This is a genomic window from Amycolatopsis mediterranei, assembly GCF_026017845.1.
Taxonomy (GTDB): domain Bacteria; phylum Actinomycetota; class Actinomycetes; order Mycobacteriales; family Pseudonocardiaceae; genus Amycolatopsis; species Amycolatopsis mediterranei.
This window is the reverse complement of sequence record NZ_CP100416.1, coordinates 1,479,140-1,495,857: the sequence shown is the minus strand read 5'-3', so window position 1 is coordinate 1,495,857 and position 16,718 is coordinate 1,479,140. Positions and strand designations below refer to the sequence as shown.

The 16,718-nt window shown below is 70.8% G+C and carries 16 protein-coding genes; 8 read left to right on the top strand and 8 right to left on the bottom strand.

Translation table 11 applies throughout. The annotated features are described in order from the left end of the window. Positions 1-6 precede the first annotated feature (6 nt). Complete coding sequence (locus ISP_RS07175) at positions 7-570, bottom strand: TetR/AcrR family transcriptional regulator (protein ID WP_013223217.1); 564 nt, start codon at positions 568-570, stop codon at positions 7-9. Between the two features lie 121 nt (positions 571-691). Continuing rightward, entirely contained in the window at positions 692-1,396 is a 705-nt protein-coding gene (locus ISP_RS07170; protein ID WP_013223216.1) for an SDR family oxidoreductase, read from the bottom strand. A gap of 101 nt (positions 1,397-1,497) precedes the next feature. Between ISP_RS07170 and ISP_RS07165 the strand changes: the two genes are divergently transcribed. Both ISP_RS07165 and ISP_RS07160 read left to right on the top strand, forming a co-directional pair. Beyond that, a complete protein-coding gene (locus tag ISP_RS07165; protein ID WP_013223215.1) occupies positions 1,498-1,989 on the top strand; it encodes a winged helix-turn-helix transcriptional regulator in 492 nt (163 codons plus the stop codon). A 60-nt stretch (positions 1,990-2,049) separates the two neighbouring features. Then, positions 2,050-3,207 (top strand): AAA family ATPase, encoded by a 1,158-nt coding sequence (locus ISP_RS07160; RefSeq protein ID WP_013223214.1) that lies wholly within the window; start codon positions 2,050-2,052, stop codon positions 3,205-3,207. Between the two features lie 6 nt (positions 3,208-3,213). Here ISP_RS07160 and ISP_RS07155 read toward each other — a convergent pair whose 3' ends face one another. Next, positions 3,214-4,218: a LacI family DNA-binding transcriptional regulator gene (locus ISP_RS07155; RefSeq protein ID WP_013223213.1), complete on the bottom strand. Its 1,005-nt coding sequence runs from the start codon at positions 4,216-4,218 to the stop codon at positions 3,214-3,216. 153 nt (positions 4,219-4,371) lie between these two features. Here ISP_RS07155 and ISP_RS07150 point away from each other — a divergent pair, with 153 nt between their 5' ends. The 5 genes from ISP_RS07150 to ISP_RS07130 are packed head-to-tail and all read left to right on the top strand — an operon-like array spanning position 4,372 to position 11,462. Beyond that, positions 4,372-5,451: an ABC transporter substrate-binding protein gene (locus ISP_RS07150; protein ID WP_013223212.1), complete on the top strand. Its 1,080-nt coding sequence runs from the start codon at positions 4,372-4,374 to the stop codon at positions 5,449-5,451. Beyond that, entirely contained in the window at positions 5,448-7,025 is a 1,578-nt protein-coding gene (locus ISP_RS07145) for a sugar ABC transporter ATP-binding protein (protein ID WP_013223211.1), read from the top strand. Before ISP_RS07150 ends, ISP_RS07145 begins: the two co-directional genes overlap by 4 nt. After that, positions 7,006-7,956, top strand: coding sequence for an ABC transporter permease (locus tag ISP_RS07140; RefSeq protein ID WP_013223210.1), 951 nt, complete (start codon positions 7,006-7,008; stop codon positions 7,954-7,956). The genes ISP_RS07145 and ISP_RS07140 overlap by 20 nt, the downstream gene beginning before the upstream one ends. After that, positions 7,953-8,936 carry an ABC transporter permease gene (locus ISP_RS07135; RefSeq protein ID WP_013223209.1) on the top strand — a complete coding sequence of 328 codons (984 nt, stop codon included), beginning with the start codon at positions 7,953-7,955 and terminating at the stop codon, positions 8,934-8,936. The genes ISP_RS07140 and ISP_RS07135 overlap by 4 nt, the downstream gene beginning before the upstream one ends. Before the next feature lie 30 nt (positions 8,937-8,966). Beyond that, the gene (locus ISP_RS07130) at positions 8,967-11,462 is read left to right on the top strand and encodes a glycoside hydrolase family 2 (protein WP_013223208.1); all 2,496 of its coding nucleotides are present in this window, start codon (positions 8,967-8,969) and stop codon (positions 11,460-11,462) included. A 148-nt stretch (positions 11,463-11,610) separates the two neighbouring features. On the opposite strand, the gene ISP_RS07125 is transcribed toward ISP_RS07130, so the two are convergent. Genes ISP_RS07125 through ISP_RS07115 form a run of 3 tightly spaced genes read right to left on the bottom strand, consistent with a single transcriptional unit; the run spans position 11,611 to position 14,124 of the window. Beyond that, positions 11,611-12,261 carry a TetR family transcriptional regulator gene (locus tag ISP_RS07125; protein WP_013223207.1) on the bottom strand — a complete coding sequence of 217 codons (651 nt, stop codon included), beginning with the start codon at positions 12,259-12,261 and terminating at the stop codon, positions 11,611-11,613. A gap of 10 nt (positions 12,262-12,271) precedes the next feature. Then, a complete protein-coding gene (locus ISP_RS07120) occupies positions 12,272-12,700 on the bottom strand; it encodes a PGPGW domain-containing protein (protein WP_013223206.1) in 429 nt (142 codons plus the stop codon). Further along, entirely contained in the window at positions 12,679-14,124 is a 1,446-nt protein-coding gene (locus ISP_RS07115; RefSeq protein ID WP_230468722.1) for a serine hydrolase domain-containing protein, read from the bottom strand. Before ISP_RS07115 ends, ISP_RS07120 begins: the two co-directional genes overlap by 22 nt. Before the next feature lie 154 nt (positions 14,125-14,278). Between ISP_RS07115 and ISP_RS07110 the strand changes: the two genes are divergently transcribed. Beyond that, a complete protein-coding gene (locus ISP_RS07110; protein WP_013223204.1) occupies positions 14,279-14,887 on the top strand; it encodes a dihydrofolate reductase family protein in 609 nt (202 codons plus the stop codon). Between the two features lie 62 nt (positions 14,888-14,949). Here the strand turns inward: ISP_RS07110 and ISP_RS07105 are convergent, their stop codons facing one another. Next, the gene (locus ISP_RS07105) at positions 14,950-15,537 is read right to left on the bottom strand and encodes an FMN reductase (RefSeq protein ID WP_013223203.1); all 588 of its coding nucleotides are present in this window, start codon (positions 15,535-15,537) and stop codon (positions 14,950-14,952) included. After that, complete coding sequence (locus ISP_RS07100; RefSeq protein WP_013223202.1) at positions 15,534-16,643, bottom strand: LLM class flavin-dependent oxidoreductase; 1,110 nt, start codon at positions 16,641-16,643, stop codon at positions 15,534-15,536. Before ISP_RS07100 ends, ISP_RS07105 begins: the two co-directional genes overlap by 4 nt. Between the last annotated feature and the right edge of the window lie 75 nt (positions 16,644-16,718).

Here is a 16,718-nt window from a genome sequence, read left to right as displayed (position 1 = left end):
CGGCCGTCACGCGAAGACCAGCGACACCAGCTCGTCCACGAACGGCTCCACCAGCTCCGCCCCCGTCCGGTGGAGCACGCTGTGGAACAACGCCACCCGCCCGTGCGCGCCCACGAACACCACCGCCGCCGCGCGACCCGGCGTCACCCGCAGCGGGTGACCGGCCTCGACGCAGCGCTCGAAGCCCGCGGCCAGCCGGTCGATCACGTCCAGCAGCGGGCCCTCCGCGCGGGCGTCCGGGTCCGGCCGCGAGGCTCCGTTCGCGAGCATCAGGCGATAATGGCCGGGATTCTCCATGGCGAACCCGCAGTACGCGTGAATCTGCGCCCGGACCCGGCCGACGACGTCGGTTTCGCCGAGTGACTCCTCCGCCGCGCGCATCGAATCCCGCAGTCGAGCGTATTCGTGATCGAGCAATCCGCGGACCAATTCCGCACGATCGGAGAAATGCTGGTAGATGCTCGCCGGGGCGATGCCGACGGCCCGGGCGACGCCGCGGATCGTCAGCCCGTCCTCGCCGCCGAGCTCGGCGAGCAACCGGCCGGCCGCGGCCAGGATCTCGCCGCGCAACCGTTCACCTTCGCCCCAGCGGTTTCTCGTTCGGCCTATTCCGGCTTCGACGTGTTCCGGCACCCGCCTATTCATACGCCCGCGGCAGGCACCACTGTATTCCGGGGTCCGGAAAACGCCTTCAGGAAACCAGTGCGGGGTACAGCCCGGCGAGATCACCGGAGAGCCCGGCGCGCACGTTCCGGCTGACGTCGTCGGCGAGCACCTCGAAGCGGCCTTCCTCGACGCCGTCCAAGGCCAGTCCCGCCACGACCGCCGGGTCGATCTTCGGGCCGTCGACGTGCTTGGCCATGTCGGTGTCCATGTACCCGACGTGCAGCGCCGTCACCTGCGTCTTCTGCGCCGCCAGTTCGAGGCGCAACGCGTTGGTCAGCGACCAGGCCGCCGACTTGGCCGCGGAGTACGCGGCCACCTGCGGTGCGGTGAACCAGGAAAGCACCGACAGCACGTTGAGCACCGCGCCGCCGCCGTTGCGCTCGAGGACCGGCGCGAACTCGCGCGTCACGGCCAGCGTGCCGAAGTAGTGCGTGTCCATCTCCAGCCGGATGTCCTCGAGGGACCCGCCGAGCAGGGACGCCCCGGTCGACGAACCGGCGTTGTTCACCAGCAGCGTGACGTCGCCGGCGATCTTCGCCGCTTCCCGGATGGACTCCGGGTCGGTCACGTCGAGGCGCAGCGGGACGACGCCCGGCAGGTCGATCGACTCCGGATTCCGCGCGGCGGCGTAAACCTTGGCCGCACCCCGCTCCAGCAGCGCCGCGGCGAACCGGCGGCCCAGGCCCCGGTTGGCTCCGGTGACCAGCGCCACCGCACCCGTGATCTCCATGACGAACTCCTCTCGCACCTGGCTTGCTCGTTGCAAGCTAGCTAAGGAGGACTGTACGACGTAGACTTGCTCGTAGCAAGTCAGGTCGAAGGGATCACACGATGAGCCGTCGCGTCACCTGGGCGGACGCCGCCTGCCCGATCGCCCGCGCCGCCGACGTCCTCGGCGAGCCGTGGACGCTGCTGATCCTGCGCAACGCCACCGCGGGCACCACCCGGTTCGAGGACTTCCGCACCCAGCTCGGCATCGCCGACAACGTGCTGACCACCCGGCTGGCCAAGCTCGTCGACCGCGGCCTGCTGACGAAGCTCCCCTACCGCGACGGCGGCCGCACCCGCCACGAGTACCGCCTCACCCAGGCCGGCTCGGACGCCCTGCCGGTGCTGCACGCCCTCGGCGCGTGGGGCGACGCCCACACGGCGTCGGAGCACACCCCCGGCCCGATGACCCTGGTCCACTCCCGCTGCGGGCAGCTCACCCGGCCGGGCGCGAAGTGCGATGCCTGCGGGAAACCGCTGACCAGGGGCGACCTGGCGTGGCGCGGATCCTGGCTCGGCGAGGGCGAAATCCCCCTGGCGGATCCGGTCGGCTGAGCCGGCCGGGCCTGCCGGACCACTACGAAGACCCGTGGCACGTCGGCTAGGTTCGACGGCATGCTCACCACGCTGGCCGTCGAGAACTACCGCTCGCTGCGTGACCTGGTGCTGCCGCTGTCCGGCCTGACCGTCGTCACCGGGCCGAACGGCAGCGGCAAGTCGAGCCTGTACCGGGCGCTGCGGCTGCTGGCCGACGCGTCGCGCAACGGCGCCGTGGCGGCGCTGGCCCGGGAGGGCGGGCTGCCGTCCACGCTGTGGGCCGGCCCGGAAAACGGCGTGCGACGGGGCACTACGCGGGTTCAGGGCAAGGTGCACACGAAGGCCGTCGGGCTGCGGCTCGGCTTCGCGGGCGGCGAGTTCGGCTACGCGCTCGACCTGGGATTACCCGTGCCGGGCAAGAACACGCTGTTCAACCTCGACCCGGAGTTCAAGCGGGAAGCGGTGTGGTCGGGGCCGGTCCTGCGGCCGTCGGCGCTGCTGGCGGACCGCGGGGGCCCGTCGGTGCGCACCCGCGTGGCTTCCGGGGCGTGGGGTGACGAGCGGTTCAAGATCCGGCTGACCGACAGCATGCTGAGCGAGTTCGCGGACCCGCGCGCGTGCCCGGAGCTGGTGGTGCTGCGCGAGCGCATCCGGTCGTGGCGGTTCTACGACCACTTCCGCACGGACGCGGACGCCCCGGCGCGCCAGTCCCGCATCGGCACCCGCACCCCGGTGCTGGCCCACGACGGCGCCGACCTCGCGGCGGCCCTGCAGACGATCATCGAGGTGGGCCGCACCGAGGAGCTCGCGGAAGTGCTCGACGCGGCGTTCCCCGGCTCGGCCTTGGAGGTGCACTCCCAGGACGGCCTGCTGTCGGTCCAGTTCCGCCAGCACGGGTTGCTGCGCGCGTTGTCGGCGGCGGAGCTGTCGGACGGGACGCTGCGGTTCCTCCTGTGGATCGCGGCCCTGCTGACCCCGCACCCGCCGGAGCTGCTGGTGCTGAACGAGCCGGAGACGAGCCTCCACCCGGACCTCCTCCCGGCCTTGGCGACCTTGATCGCGACGGCGGCGAAGGAGACCCAGCTGGTGGTGGTGTCCCACGCCCGGCCCCTGATCCGCGCACTGGCGGAGGTGGCCGAGGTGAGCACGGTCGAGCTGGAGAAGGAGTACGGCGAGACGAAGGTGGCCGGCCAAGGGCGGCTGGACCGGCCGTCGTGGCACTGGCCCGCCCGCTGACCGGCGTCAGCGGCCGCCGGTGCTTTCGCGGATCTCCAGCGCGAACGGCGTCTGGATGTCCTGCGGCGGTGACGTCTTGTCCCCCGTGATGCGCCGGTGCACGAGGTCCACCGCCGCCTCGGCCAGCGCCGTCTTGTCCGGCGCGATCGTCGTCAGCGACGGCAGCGAGAATGCGCTCTCTTCGTTGTTGTCGAACCCCACGATCGCCACGTCCTGGGGCACCCGCAGCCCCAGCTCGGCCACCGCGCGCAGCGCGCCGACGGCCAGCAGGTCGTTGAAGCAGAACACCGCGTCCGGCGGCGAAGGCAGCGCCAGCAACGACTTCATCGCCGCCGACCCCACCGACCGGTGCCACTTCTCCGCCGGGGCCACCAAAGCGTCCGAATAGGACAAACCGGCCTCCGCGAGCGCCGAACGGTAGCCGGCCAGCCGCTGCGACGACGTCCCGCGCTCCGGGTTCCGCCCGATCGCCGCGATGCGCTTGCGGCCCAAGGAGGCCAGGTGCGAAACCGCCGTGCGCGCCGCCAGGACGTTGTCGATCGCGACGTGGTCGATCGGCACGTCCACCGCGTGCTCACCCAGCATGACCAGCGGGATCCCGCCCGGATCGGCCGGGAAGTCCGGCGCTTCCAGTGCTTCCGGGTGCACCAGGGCGCCGTCGACCAGGTGGGGCCCCAGCGACGAAAGCGTCTCCCGCTCCCGTGACCGCGTCCCCTGCGTCTGCTCGATCAGGACGCTCCAGCCACGCTTCTGGGCCGCGGTGATCACCAGGCCGGCCAGCTCGCCGAAGTACGGGATCGACAGCTCCGGCACCATCAGCGCCAGGAACCCGGTGCGGCCGCGGCGGAGGTTGCGGGCCCCGACGTTGGGCCGGTACCCGGTCGCCGCCAGGGCTTCCTCGACCCGCCGGCGGTTCTCCGGCTTGACGAAGGCGTAGCCGTTCACGACGTTCGACACCGTCTTCACCGAAACTCCGGCAAGCGTGGCGACGTCCTTGAGCGTCACGGTCACGGGCGGTCCCTTCAGAGAGTGAGCACGAAGTGTAGCGAGCCGCCGCCGGTTTACAACGTTGTTCCAACGATGTAAAAAGTACCTCAAGGCTCCCGCGGTGACCCCGATCACCCCGGCGAGCGGGCCACCAACGACGCTGCCCGAGGAGTCACCGTGCTCTTGTCCTCCCGTCCCCGACTGGTCCTGGTCACCGCAGCCGCCGCCGCGCTGACCCTCACCTCCTGCACCAGCAGGGAAGAATCCCCCGCAGCCCCGTCGAGCGGCGGTGGGCCGGCCGCCAGCGCCCAGTCCGCCGCGCCGTCCGCCGACGGCTGCACGCTGCAGAAAACCGGTTACCCCAAGGTCGACCTGAAGACGGCGGTGGTCGGTTTCTCACAGTCCGAAAAGGAGGCCAATCCCTTCCGGATCACCGAGACGCAGTCCATCCGCGACGAAGCCGCGAAGCTCGGCATCGCGAGCGACAAGCTGCTCGTCACCAACGCCCAGAGCGACCTGAACCGGCAGATCAGCGACATCAAGTCCATGCTCGACCGCGGCGCCCAGCTGCTGGTCGTCGCCCCGCTGAACTCTGACGGCCTCCAGCCGGCCTTCGACGCGGCGAAGGCCAAGAAGGTCCCGGTCATCACCATCGACCGCAAGGTGACCTCGCAGCCCTGCACCGACTACCTGACCTTCATCGGCTCGAACTTCGTCGAGCAGGGCAAGCGCGCCGCCGAGGAGACCGCGCGGGTCACCGGCGGCACCGGCAAGGTCGCGATCCTGCTCGGCTCGTCCGGCAACAACGTCACCACCGACCGCACCAAGGGCTTCAAGGACGAGCTCGCGAAGACGTCCGGCCTGTCCGTGGTCGCCGAGCAGACCGGCGAGTTCGACCGGTCCAAGGGCCAATCCGTGATGGAGCAGCTGATCCAGAGCCACCCGGACATCACCGCCGTCTACGCCGAGAACGACGAAATGGGCGTCGGCGCGGTCAACGCGCTCAAGACGGCAGGCAAGACGCCGGGCAAGGACGTCAAGATCGTCTCCATCGACGGCACGCGCAACGCCGTGCAGCTCATCGTCGACGGCAGCTACAACGCCGTGATCGAGTCCAACCCGCGCTTCGGCCCGCTGGCCTTCCAGACGCTGCAGAAGTTCGAGAACGGCGAGCCGATCCCGGCGAGCATCGTGATCACCGACGACCAGTACGACGAGACCAACGCTGCGCAGAAGGTCGGGAACTCCTACAAATGACGGCAGCCACCGAAGAGGACGTCGCCATGACGACCGCACCGGTGCTCGAGGTGACCGGGGTGACCAAGCGGTTCCCCGGCACCCTCGCGCTCGACGACGTCGGCTTCGTGCTGCGGCCGGGCGAAGTGCACGCGCTGGTCGGCGAGAACGGCGCCGGCAAGTCCACGCTGATCAAGGTGCTCACCGGCGTCTACCAGCCCGACGAAGGCGAAGTGCGCCACCTCGGCGAGCCGGTGACGTTCAAGCGGCCGATCGACGCGCAGCGCGCCGGGATCTCCACGATCTACCAGGAGGTCAACCTCGTCCCGCTGATGAGCATCGCCGGCAACGTCTTCCTCGGCCGCGAGCCGCGCACTCGCACGGGGCTCGTCGACTGGTCGAAGATGTACGCCGAGGCCCGCGAGCTGCTCAAGGGCTACGGCATCGACGACGACGTCAAGCGCCCGCTGCACACCCTGGGCGTCGGCGCGCAGCAGATGGTCGCGCTCGCCCGCGCGGTCTCGACCGACGCCAAGGTCGTCATCATGGACGAGCCGACGTCGTCGCTCGAGCCGCGCGAGGTGGAGACGCTCTTCGAGGTGCTGAACCGGCTGCACGCCGAAGGCATCGCGATCGTCTACGTCAGCCACCGGATGGACGAGCTGTACCGGGTGTGTGACAGCGTCACCGTCCTGCGCGACGGCCGGGTCGTCCACAGTGGACCGCTGAAGCCGCTGCCGCGCATCGAGCTCGTGTCGCTGATGCTCGGCCGCGAGATCCGCCAGATCCGCGAAGAGGGCGTCACGGCGTTCGGCGAGGAGCACGACGTCGAGCGCGAGCCGCTGCTCAAGGCCGAAGGCCTCTCCGGCCTGCGGAAGCTGCACGACGTCTCGGTGAGCATCCGGCCCGGCGAGGTCGTCGGCCTGGCCGGGCTGCTCGGCTCCGGCCGCAGCGAGACCGCGCGGGCCATCGTCGGCGCGTTCCCCCTCGACGGCGGCAGCGTGCTGCTGGCCGGGAAACCGCTGAAGAGGGGCAAGATCGCCCAAGCCGTGCGGGCCGGGATCGCGTTGCTGGCCGAGGACCGCAAGACCGACGGGATCATCCCGAACCTGTCGGTCCGGGAGAACATCGTCCTGGCCGCGCTCCCGACGCTCTCGCCGTTCGGCCTGGTCAGCAAGGCCAAACAGGACAAGATCGTCAAGATCTTCATGGAGCGCCTGCGGATCAAGGCGGCCGGCCCCGAGCAGAAGGTGTCGGAGCTGTCCGGCGGCAACCAGCAGAAGGTGCTGCTGGCCCGCTGGCTGGCCACCGGCCCGAAGATCCTCCTGCTCGACGAGCCCACCCGCGGCATCGACGTCGGCGCCAAGGCCGAGGTCCAGGCGCTGATCGACGAACTCGCCCAGGAGGGGCTCGGCGTGCTGCTCATCTCGTCCGAACTGGAGGAACTGATCGACGGCTCCGACCGCGTGGTCGTGCTGCGCGACGGCTCGGCCGTCGGGGAGCTGACCGGCGACCGCATCACCGAGGAGAACGTCCTGACGGCGATCGCCGCGGAGAGCACCGGGGGTGACAACGATGTCCACCGCCACCCTTGAGCGCGCGAAGGTCACCGCGTGGCTGCAGGACTACGGCGTCTACCTGGCCGTCGTCGTGCTGCTGCTGTTCAACGTGGTGTTCACCGAGAACTTCCTGTCCGCGGCCAACTTCCGCACCCAGCTGGTGCAGGCGGCGCCGGTCTGCATCGTCGCGCTCGGCATGGCGCTGGTGATCGGCACCGAGGGCATCGACCTCTCGGTCGGCTCGGTGATGTCGATCGCCGCCGCGCTCATCCCGCTCTACCTCGGCGCGGGCTCGCTGACGGCGATCGTCGTGGCCGTCCTCGCCGGGATCGTGTCCGGCCTGTTCAGCGGCTACCTGGTGGCGTACCTGGGCATCCAGCCGATCATCGCGACCCTGGCGCTGCTGGTCGGCGGCCGCGGGCTGGCCCTGGTCATCGCCCACGGCCAGCTCGTCCAGCTGCACAACCGCGACTTCCTGGAACTGGGCACCGGCGACGTCCTCGGCGTCCCGATCATGGTCATCGTGGCGGCGGTGCTCGCGGTGCTGGCCGGGCTGGTCGTGCAGCGCACGACGTTCGGGCGGCACCTGGTCGCCGTCGGCGGCAACCGCGCGGCCAGCACCCTGGCCGGGCTGCCGGTGAAACGCGTGCTCGTCGGCGTCTACGTCATCTCCGGGGCACTGGCCGCGGTGGCCGGCGTGCTGGCGACGTCGAGGCTCGCCGCCAGCGACCCGAACGACCTGGGCCTGCTGATGGAGCTGTCCGCGATCACCGCGGTCGTCGTCGGCGGCACGCCGCTGAGCGGCGGCCGGGTCCGCGTGCTCGGCACCGTGTTCGGCGCGCTGCTCATGCAGCTGGTGCACGCCACCCTGATCAAGCACAACCTGCCGGACTCGACCGCGCAGATGGTCCAGGCGGCCATCATCGTCGTCGCCGTCTACGTCGCCCGCGAGCGGAGCAGCCGATGACCGCCCAGTCCGCCACGCCGGTCACCGAGCGCAACGCCGCCCTCGCCGGAGTCCTGCAACGCCAGGGCGCGGCCGTCGTCCTCGTGCTCGGCATCGCCGCCGCGTGGTTCGCCTTCCCGCGCTTCGGCTCGCCCGACAACCTGCGCGACCTCGCGCTGCAGAGCTCGTTCCTCGCGGTGATCGCGCTCGGCATGACGTTCGTGATCATCTCCGGCGGCATCGACCTCTCGGTCGGCTCGAACTACGCGCTCGGCGGCGTCCTCGCCGCGTACGGCGCCCAGTACGGGCTGGTCGTGGCGATCCTGCTGCCCCTGGCGGTGTGTTCGCTGATCGGGTTCGTCAACGGCCTGCTCATCGCCCGCACCGGGATGGCACCGTTCATCGTCACCCTGGCGTCGCTGCTGTTCGCCAGGGGCCTGCTGCTCGCGCTGACCTCCGAGGGCGCGACGACGTACAAAGTGGACGCCGGCTCGGCGTTCCTCTGGCTCGGTCAGGGCACGATCTTCGGCATCGGCGTCCCGGTCTACCTGACGCTCGTCCTGTTCGCCCTCGGCGGGCTGCTCCTGCGCCGCACCCGGTTCGGGCAGTCCGTGTTCGCCATCGGCGGTGCCGAGCAGTCGGCGCTGCTGATGGGGCTGCCGGTGGCCCGCACCAAGATCAGCCTCTACACGCTCAGCGGCGCGCTCGCCGGCGTCGCGGGCATCCTCACCGCCGCCTACCTGCAGTCCGGCGTCACGGTGATCGGCGTCGGCACCGAACTCGACGCGATTTCCGTCGTCGTCATCGGCGGCACGCTGCTGACCGGCGGCGCCGGGACGATCGTCGGCACGCTCGTCGGCGTGCTGCTGCGGACGCTGATCCAGAACGTCATCAACCAGATCGGCACCCTCGACTCCAACTACCAGACGGTGGTGAGCGGGGCCTTCCTGCTCGTCGTCGTGGTGATCCAGCGCCTGCTCGCGCGCTCCCGTACCCGCTGAACCCGCGTCCCCTACCAGGAGGTTCACCGCATGTTCCGCCCCGCCCGAAAATCCCGGAGATGGCTCACCGCGGCCGCCGCGTTCGCGGTCGCGGTGGCCGGCCTCGGCACCGTGCCGGCCGCGGCCTCGGCCGCCGAACCCCAGTGGCAGCGGCTCACCCCGCCGCTGTCCACGCCGTGGACCAAGGACGTCTCCCCCGCCAACGCCCTCCCCGACTACCCCCGGCCCCAGCTGACCCGCGACAAGTGGCAGAACCTCAACGGCGTCTGGGAGTTCGCCAAGGCGACCCCCGGGGAAGCCGCGCCGGTCGGCAAGACACTGGGAGAGCGCATTCTCGTGCCCTACCCGGTCGAGTCCGCGCTGTCCGGGATCATGCGCCACGAGACGAACATGTGGTACCGGCGCACGTTCGAGGTCCCGAAGGACTGGCAGGTCGGCAAGGGACAACGGCTGCTGCTGCACTTCCAGGCCGTCGACTACGACACGACGGTCATCGTCAACGGCAAGACCGTCGGCCGCCACACCGGCGGGTACGACGCGTGGTCGGTGGACGTCACCGATGCGCTGACCACCAAGAAGACCCAGGAGGTCGTCGTCGGCGTCGCCGACCCGAACGACCAGGGCGGGCAGCCGATCGGCAAGCAGCGCCAACCCGGTGACGGCATCTTCTACACGCCGACGTCGGGCATCTGGCAGACCGTCTGGATGGAGCCGGTGGCCTCCGCGCGCATCGACCGCCTGGACGTGACGCCCGACGCCGCTTCGGGTTCGGTCACGGTGAACGCAGTGGTCGGCGGGCCGGTGAAGCAGCGCGTCGAAGCCGTCGCCTACGACCACGGCCGCCCGGTCGGGCGCGTGTCCGGTGACGCGAACAAGCCGTTGAAGCTCAAGGTGGACCGGCCGCACCTGTGGTCGCCGGACGACCCGTTCCTCTACGACCTGCGCGTCAAGCTGTCCGGCGGGGACGAAGTCGGTTCGTACTTCGGCATCCGGTCGATCAGCGTCGGCAAGACCGCCGACGGCAAGCAGCGGATGCTGCTCAACGGCAAGTTCGTCATGCAGGTCGGCCCGCTCGACCAGGGTTTCTGGCCGGACGGCATCTACACCGCGCCGACCGACGCGGCGCTGAAGTTCGACCTGGAGCAGGAGAAGGCGCTCGGCTTCAACATGGTGCGCAAGCACATCAAGGTCGAGCCGGACCGCTGGTACTACTACGCCGACAAGCTCGGACTGATGGTCTGGCAGGACATGCCGGCGATGAAGGACGACATCGAGCCCTCCGCGGCTTCGCGCGTCAACTTCGAGTCCGAGCTGCACCGGATGATCGACCAGCACCGCAGCTTCCCGTCGATCGTCACGTGGGTGCCGTTCAACGAAGGCTGGGGCGACTACGAGGTCGGCCGCATCGCCGATCTCGTCAAGTCCTGGGACCCCTCCCGGTTGGTCAACGCCGAATCCGGCGTCAACTGCTGCCGGTCCGAACCGGACAGCGGCCGCGGTGACATCTACGACGACCACAGCTACACCGGCCCGGGCACGCCGATGCAGAGCGGCCCGCGCGCGGCGGTCGACGGCGAGTACGGCGGCCTCGGCCTGAAGGTCGACGGCCACCAGTTCGACCCGGCGGGCAGCTTCGCCTACGAAATGGAGCCCGACAGCGCAACGCTGACCCGGCGCTACGGCGAGCTCCAGCAGCGCCTGCTGCTGGTCGCCCAGCGGTGCGGGGTGTCGGCGGGTGTCTACACGCAGACCACCGACGTCGAGAAGGAGGTCAACGGCTTCTTCACCTACGACCGGCAGGTGAAGAAGATGGACTTCGCGGCGGTCCGCGCGGCGAACCTCGCGGTGATCAAGGGCGCCACCGGGGCGCCGGTTTCCGGTCCCTCGGTGCCGGCCGGAACGCCCGGCATCGACGGCATCGCCGCGTACCCCTTCGACGAAAACGCCGGCACGGTGGCGAAGGACGTCGTCGGCAGCCACGACGCGACGCTCGCGGGCGGCGCGTCCTGGACCGCGGGCAAGACCGGCTCGGCGCTGGCGGTGAACGGGTCGGGCCAGTACGCCGACACGGGTGCCGCGCTGCTGAACACCGAAGGCAGCTACAGCGCGGCGGCGTGGGTGAAGTTCAACGCCGTGGGTGACGGCTTCCAGACGATCGTGAGCCAGGACGGCGACAGCAACAGCGCGTTCTTCCTGCAGTACTCGGGCGCGGACCACCGGCTGGCGATGAGCTTCGTCGGCACGCGGGCCTTGGCGCCCACGGCTCCGGAGCCGAACCGCTGGTACCACGTCGTCGGCGTCCGCGACGCGGCCGCGGGCACGCTGAAGCTGTACGTCGACGGCCAATTGGCGGCCACGAAGAGCGTCTGCCTCGGCGAAGCGTCGACGGGCCACACGGTGATCGGCCGCGGCAAGTACGGCGGCGGCCCGGTCGACTACCTCAACGGGGCGGTCGACCAGGTCCACGTCTACGACCGGGCGCTGTCCGACGCGGACGTGAGCGCGTTGTACGGCAGCGGCAAGTAGCGATCGGTCCGGAATGGCCGCACCGGGATTTCCGGTGCGGCCATTCCGCTTTCCGCGGGCAACACGCCGGCTCGTGGACGTGCGTCGACCCGGCCGCGAGCGCACGCGGTCTGACGGCCGCCCGTGGCGGTAGCCGTCACGGTCGTCCTCACCCCTGCCGCGCGAGCAGCCCGGCCAGTAGGTTCGTGAGCCCTTCCGCCAGCCCGAACGCGGGCGGCTCCGCCGGCCCGGCGGCCGCCACGGCCGCCGTCGGGTGGGCCGCGGGCCAGGAGCCCGACACCAGGACCACCACCCCGTGGGCGAAGTGCCGGGCCGCTTCCGACGGCAGCTCCGGCACCCGGACCCGCACCAGCTCGCCCAGCCGCTCGGTGTTCGCGGCGGCGCGGCGGCTGAAGCTGCGGGCGAACTCCGCCGGGATGTTGCGCTCCAGCACCGGCGCCATCGAACTCAGCAGCTCGCACAGCACCGGCTGCCCGGCGAGCGTCGCCGCGATCGTGCCGGCGATCCGCTCCTCCCGGGCGAAGCCGGGCTCCGCCGGCCCCGGCTCGCCGAGTGCTTCGGCCAGGTCGTCGAGCCACGCCGTCCACGCGCTGTCGAGGACCTCCAGGAAGATCGCTTCGCGGCTGTCGAAGTACCGGAGCACATTGGACTTCGCCAGCCCCACCCGGCAGCTGAGCTCCCGCAGGCTGATTTCGGCGACCGGCCGCTCGGCGAGCAGCTCCCGCGCGACGGCGAGGATGACCCGCCGGCGCGCCTCGATCTGCTCGGGACGGCGGGCGCGCTGGAATCCGGCGCTCATGGCGCCGAGGCTACCGATCCGTCGACGCCTTCGTCCCGGACTCCCGGCGCGACTTGACCCGGCGGTAGCTCCAGCCCAGCAGCGCGAACAGGATGACCGACGACAGGATCAGGCTCGACCCGGTGCTCCAGCCGCTGAACGGCAGCGACTTCACCGTGCCCCAGACGATCCCCGCCGCCAGCAGCGCCAGCCCGGCCAGCACCGAGCCGGCGATGCGCAGCGGCGACGACACGCTGTCCTCGGCCGCCTTCATCGCGCGGTCGCGCACCGGGTCGACGTACCGCTCGAGCGCCGGGAACTCCGAGGCCAGCAGCAGCAACCCGGCGAGCACCAGCAGCAGCCCGGGGCCGGGCAGCACCAGCAGCAGCACCCCGACCACCAGCAGGATCGCACCGGCCACCACGACCAGGACCCGCTTCATCCGCTTTCCGAGCCCCACGCGACCACTCCTGTCGTTTCGGCCGATTCTTCCCGTCGCGGCCGCTGTCTGCCACTCACGAGAGCCCGTACCCGCGCGGCGGCCACGACTAACGCGCCGAGCGTCGCCGAACCCAGCCAGCCGACGACGCCCGGCCAGACGTACAGCACCTGCCCGAACGTGCCCCGCCGTCCGGCGAAGACCACCCCCATCAGCTCCGGCAGCAGCACCAGGGCCACGCCGGGCACCAGGCAGGGCAGCAGCCGCAGCCCCGCCCGCCACGGGCTCGTCCGCCGCGCGGCCCACCGGCGCGCGTGGCGGACGCCGAGGGCGGCGAGCAGCACCGAAAGCAGGATCAGCGAGGCGAGCACCCGGTCCGCGATCACCCCCGCGGGCAGCGCGAGCTCCGGCGAACCACCTTCGACCAGGGTGGCCAGGCCCTGCGCCAGCGTCTCCGCGTCGTTGTCCAGCGCCAGGCCGGTGGTGGCCGTCACGGCGATGCCGTGGCCGTCCGGCAGCAGGATCTGGGCGGCGGTGTGGCTGAACCAGTCGCCGGAGTGGGACAGCTGTCCCGGCGGATAAGCCCGCCAGCCGAAGGCGTAGTCGCGCCCGGGTGCCGGCGTGTGCGCCAGCGCGACCGACGACGGCGACAGGACACCGCCGCCGTCACGCTGCGCGATCAGCCACCGCGCCAGGTCCTCGGCGGTGGTCAGCACGCCGTGGCTGCCCCCGGTGAACCAGTCCCGTTCGGCCACCGGGATCGCGAACCCGAACGCCCGCACGTACCCCGGCGAGAGGTCCGCGGGCGGCTCGTCCACGGTGGTGCTCGACGTCATCCCGAGCGGCTGGAACAGCCTCGCCCGCAGGTAGGGGGCGAACGGCTGCCCGGCGACGACCTCGACGATCCGGGCGGCGACCTCGTAGTTCGGGTTGTGGTAGTGGAACCGCGTGCCCGGCTCGTCGGCGAGCTGGGCGTCCTGCAGCCGGGTGACGGCCTCGGCGAGGGTGTGCGGCTGCGGCAGCGTCAGGTCGGGGAACGCCGAGTCGGCCATCCCGGACGTCTGGTCCAGCAGCATCCGGACGGTGATCTTCGCGCCGCGCGGGTCGGCGAGCCGGAAGCCCGGCAGGTACCGCGTCACCGGCTGGTCCAGCCCCAGCCGGCCCGCTTCGGCGAGCTGCAGGACCGCAAAGGCCGTCATGGACTTGCTCACCGACGCGATCGGCAGCCGGGTCGACGCCGTGAGGGGCGTGCCCGCGGCGTCGTGCCCGTAGCCGGCGACGCGGACGACGTCCTTGCCGTGGGTGACCGCCACCGTGGCGCCGGGCAGGCCGGTGTGGTCCAGGTAGGCCCGGACGTAACCGTCGATGTCCCGGGGCGGCGCCGCGCCGGCCGGGGTGGCCGTGGTCAGGAGGAGGGCGGCCAGCACGAGGAGGAGCCTTGTCATGGCGGTGAAGGTAGGCAGCACGGGGCGGCGGTCGCTGCTGCCGGACGGCCGGGGCGGCCCCCTACTTTCGGCAGCTCCTTGACGAGCGGTGGCGGCGTCCCTATATTCAACTCATTGGTTGATAAACCATCTGGTTGATCGGAAGGTGCGGCTCATGCCGGGCGTGGTGGCGAGCTTCTGCATGTCGCTCGACGGGTTCGTGGCACGGCCCGACGACAGCGTCGGACCGCTCTTCGACTGGTACCAGGCCGGAGACGTCGAAGTCCCGATGGCCGGCTACCCGATCACGTTCCGCGTCGCACCCGCCAGCGCGGAGTACCTGAGCACGTTCCTCGATTCGGTGCGCCACAGCGCCTTCGTCTGCGGCCGCCGGGTGTTCGAGTACACCCACGGCTGGGGCGGCCGGCCCCCGGGCGGCGGCGCGGCGTTCGTCGTGACCCACCGCCCACCCCCGGCCGGCTGGCCCGCCGGCAACTTGGCGCCCTTCACCTTTTGCGCGGACGTCACGAGCGCGATCGAACAGGCCAAGGCGGCCGGCGACGGGACGGTGGGCGTTTCCGGGCCGTCGATCGCCCAGCAGTGCCTGCGCCTCGGCCTGCTCGACGAGGTGCGGATCGACCTGGTCCCGGTGCTCCTCGGGACCGGCGTGCGGTACTTCGAGGACGCCGACAGCGGGGACGCCGAACTGGAGCAGGCGGAAGTCGTTGCGGGACAAGGAGTTACCCATTTGCGGTACCACGTTCGCTACCGTCGATCCCGATAGGACACCCCACGCCAGTCCGGGCCGGCGACCGACTCGGCGGCCGCCGCGGACCCCCGGCAACTTCAGTCGGCCGCCAGCAACTGCTCGAACGGAACGAACTCCGGCTCCCCCGGCGCAGCAGGCCGTCCCCCGGCCAGCGAAGCCAGCTCCGCCCCCGCCTTCTCGATCCGCCGCTGCAACGCCCCTGAGGCCTCACCACTGCCCCAGTCGGACGAAGCCGCGTACACGCCGGTAGCGACCGCGTCCGCCTTCAAATACCCGAACAACGGCCGCAACTGGTAGTCCAGCACCAGGGAATGCCGTTCCGTCCCGCCCGTGGCCGCGAGCAGCACCGGCTTGTCCACCAGCGAATCCGCGTCCAGCACGTCGAAGAACGACTTGAACAACCCGCTGTAGGCCGCCGTGAACACCGGCGTCACCGCGATCAGCGCGTCCGCGCCGGTCACCGTCTCGATCGCCGTGCGCAGCTGGGGGCTCGGGAAACCCGTCAGGAGGTTCTTGGTGATGTCCAACGCGATGTCCCGCAACTCCACCACGGACACCGCGACCGGCTCCCCGGCCGCGGCGACGGTCGCCGCGGCCAGGCGGTCGGCCAGCAGGCGGGTCGATGAGGGCACCGACAGTCCGGCCGTCACCACTGCGAGTTTCATACCGAAGCCTCCACCGATGCCGCATTCGAAGCCGCAGCCGCAGCCGCCTTCAGGGACGCGTGCGTCGGCGCGTCCGGGACGTGGGCCGGGCGCCGGGCGTCCAGCTCCTTGCGCAGCACCGGGATCACGTGCTCGCCGAGCAGGTCGAGCTGCTCCAGCACCGTCTTCAGCGGCAGGCCCGCGTGGTCCATCAGGAACAGCTGGCGCTGGTAGTCGCCGAAGTTCTCACGGAAGGTCAGCGTCTTGTCGATGACCTCCTGCGGGCTGCCCACCGTCAGCGGCGTCTGCTCCGTGAACTCCTCCAGGGAGGGGCCGTGCCCGTACACCGGTGCGTTGTCGAAGTACGGCCGGAACTCGTTCCACGCGTCCTGGGACTTCGGGCGGATGAACGCCTGGCCGCCCAGGCCGACGATCGCCTGGTCCGCCGATCCGTGGCCGTAGTGCTCGAAGCGCTGGCGGTAGAACGAGATCAGCTGCTGGAAGTGCGACGTCGGCCAGAAGATGTGGTTGGCGAAGAAGCCGTCGCCGTAGTACGCCGCCTGCTCGGCGATCTCCGGGCTGCGGATGGACCCGTGCCAGACGAACGGCGGGACGCCGTCCAGGGGCCGCGGTGTCGACGTGAAGCCCTGCAGCGGGGTGCGGAACTTGCCGGACCAGTCGACGACGTCCTCGCGCCAGAGCCGGCGCAGCAGCGCGTAGTTCTCGATGGCAAGGGGAATGCCCTGGCGGATGTCCTGGCCGAACCAGGGGTAGACCGGGCCCGTGTTGCCGCGGCCCATCATGAGGTCGACGCGGCCGTCGGCGAGGTGCTGCAGCATCGCGAAGTCCTCGGCGATCTTCACCGGGTCGTTCGTGGTGATCAGCGTCGTCGACGTCGACAGGATCAGCTTGGACGTCTGCGCCGCGATGTGGCCCAGCATCGTCGTGGGCGACGACGGGACGAACGGCGGGTTGTGGTGCTCGCCGGTCGCGAAGACGTCGAGGCCGACCTCCTCCGCCTTGAGCGCGATGCGGACCATCGCCTTGATCCGCTCGTGCTCCGTCGGCGTGGTTCCGTTCGTGGGATCGGTCGTGACGTCGCCCACCGTGAAGATTCCGAACTGCATGACCTGCTCCCTTCGCGAGCACCATCTTACATGCGCGTTCAACTACTTCCAAGCAAGAGATATTCCGGCCGTCAG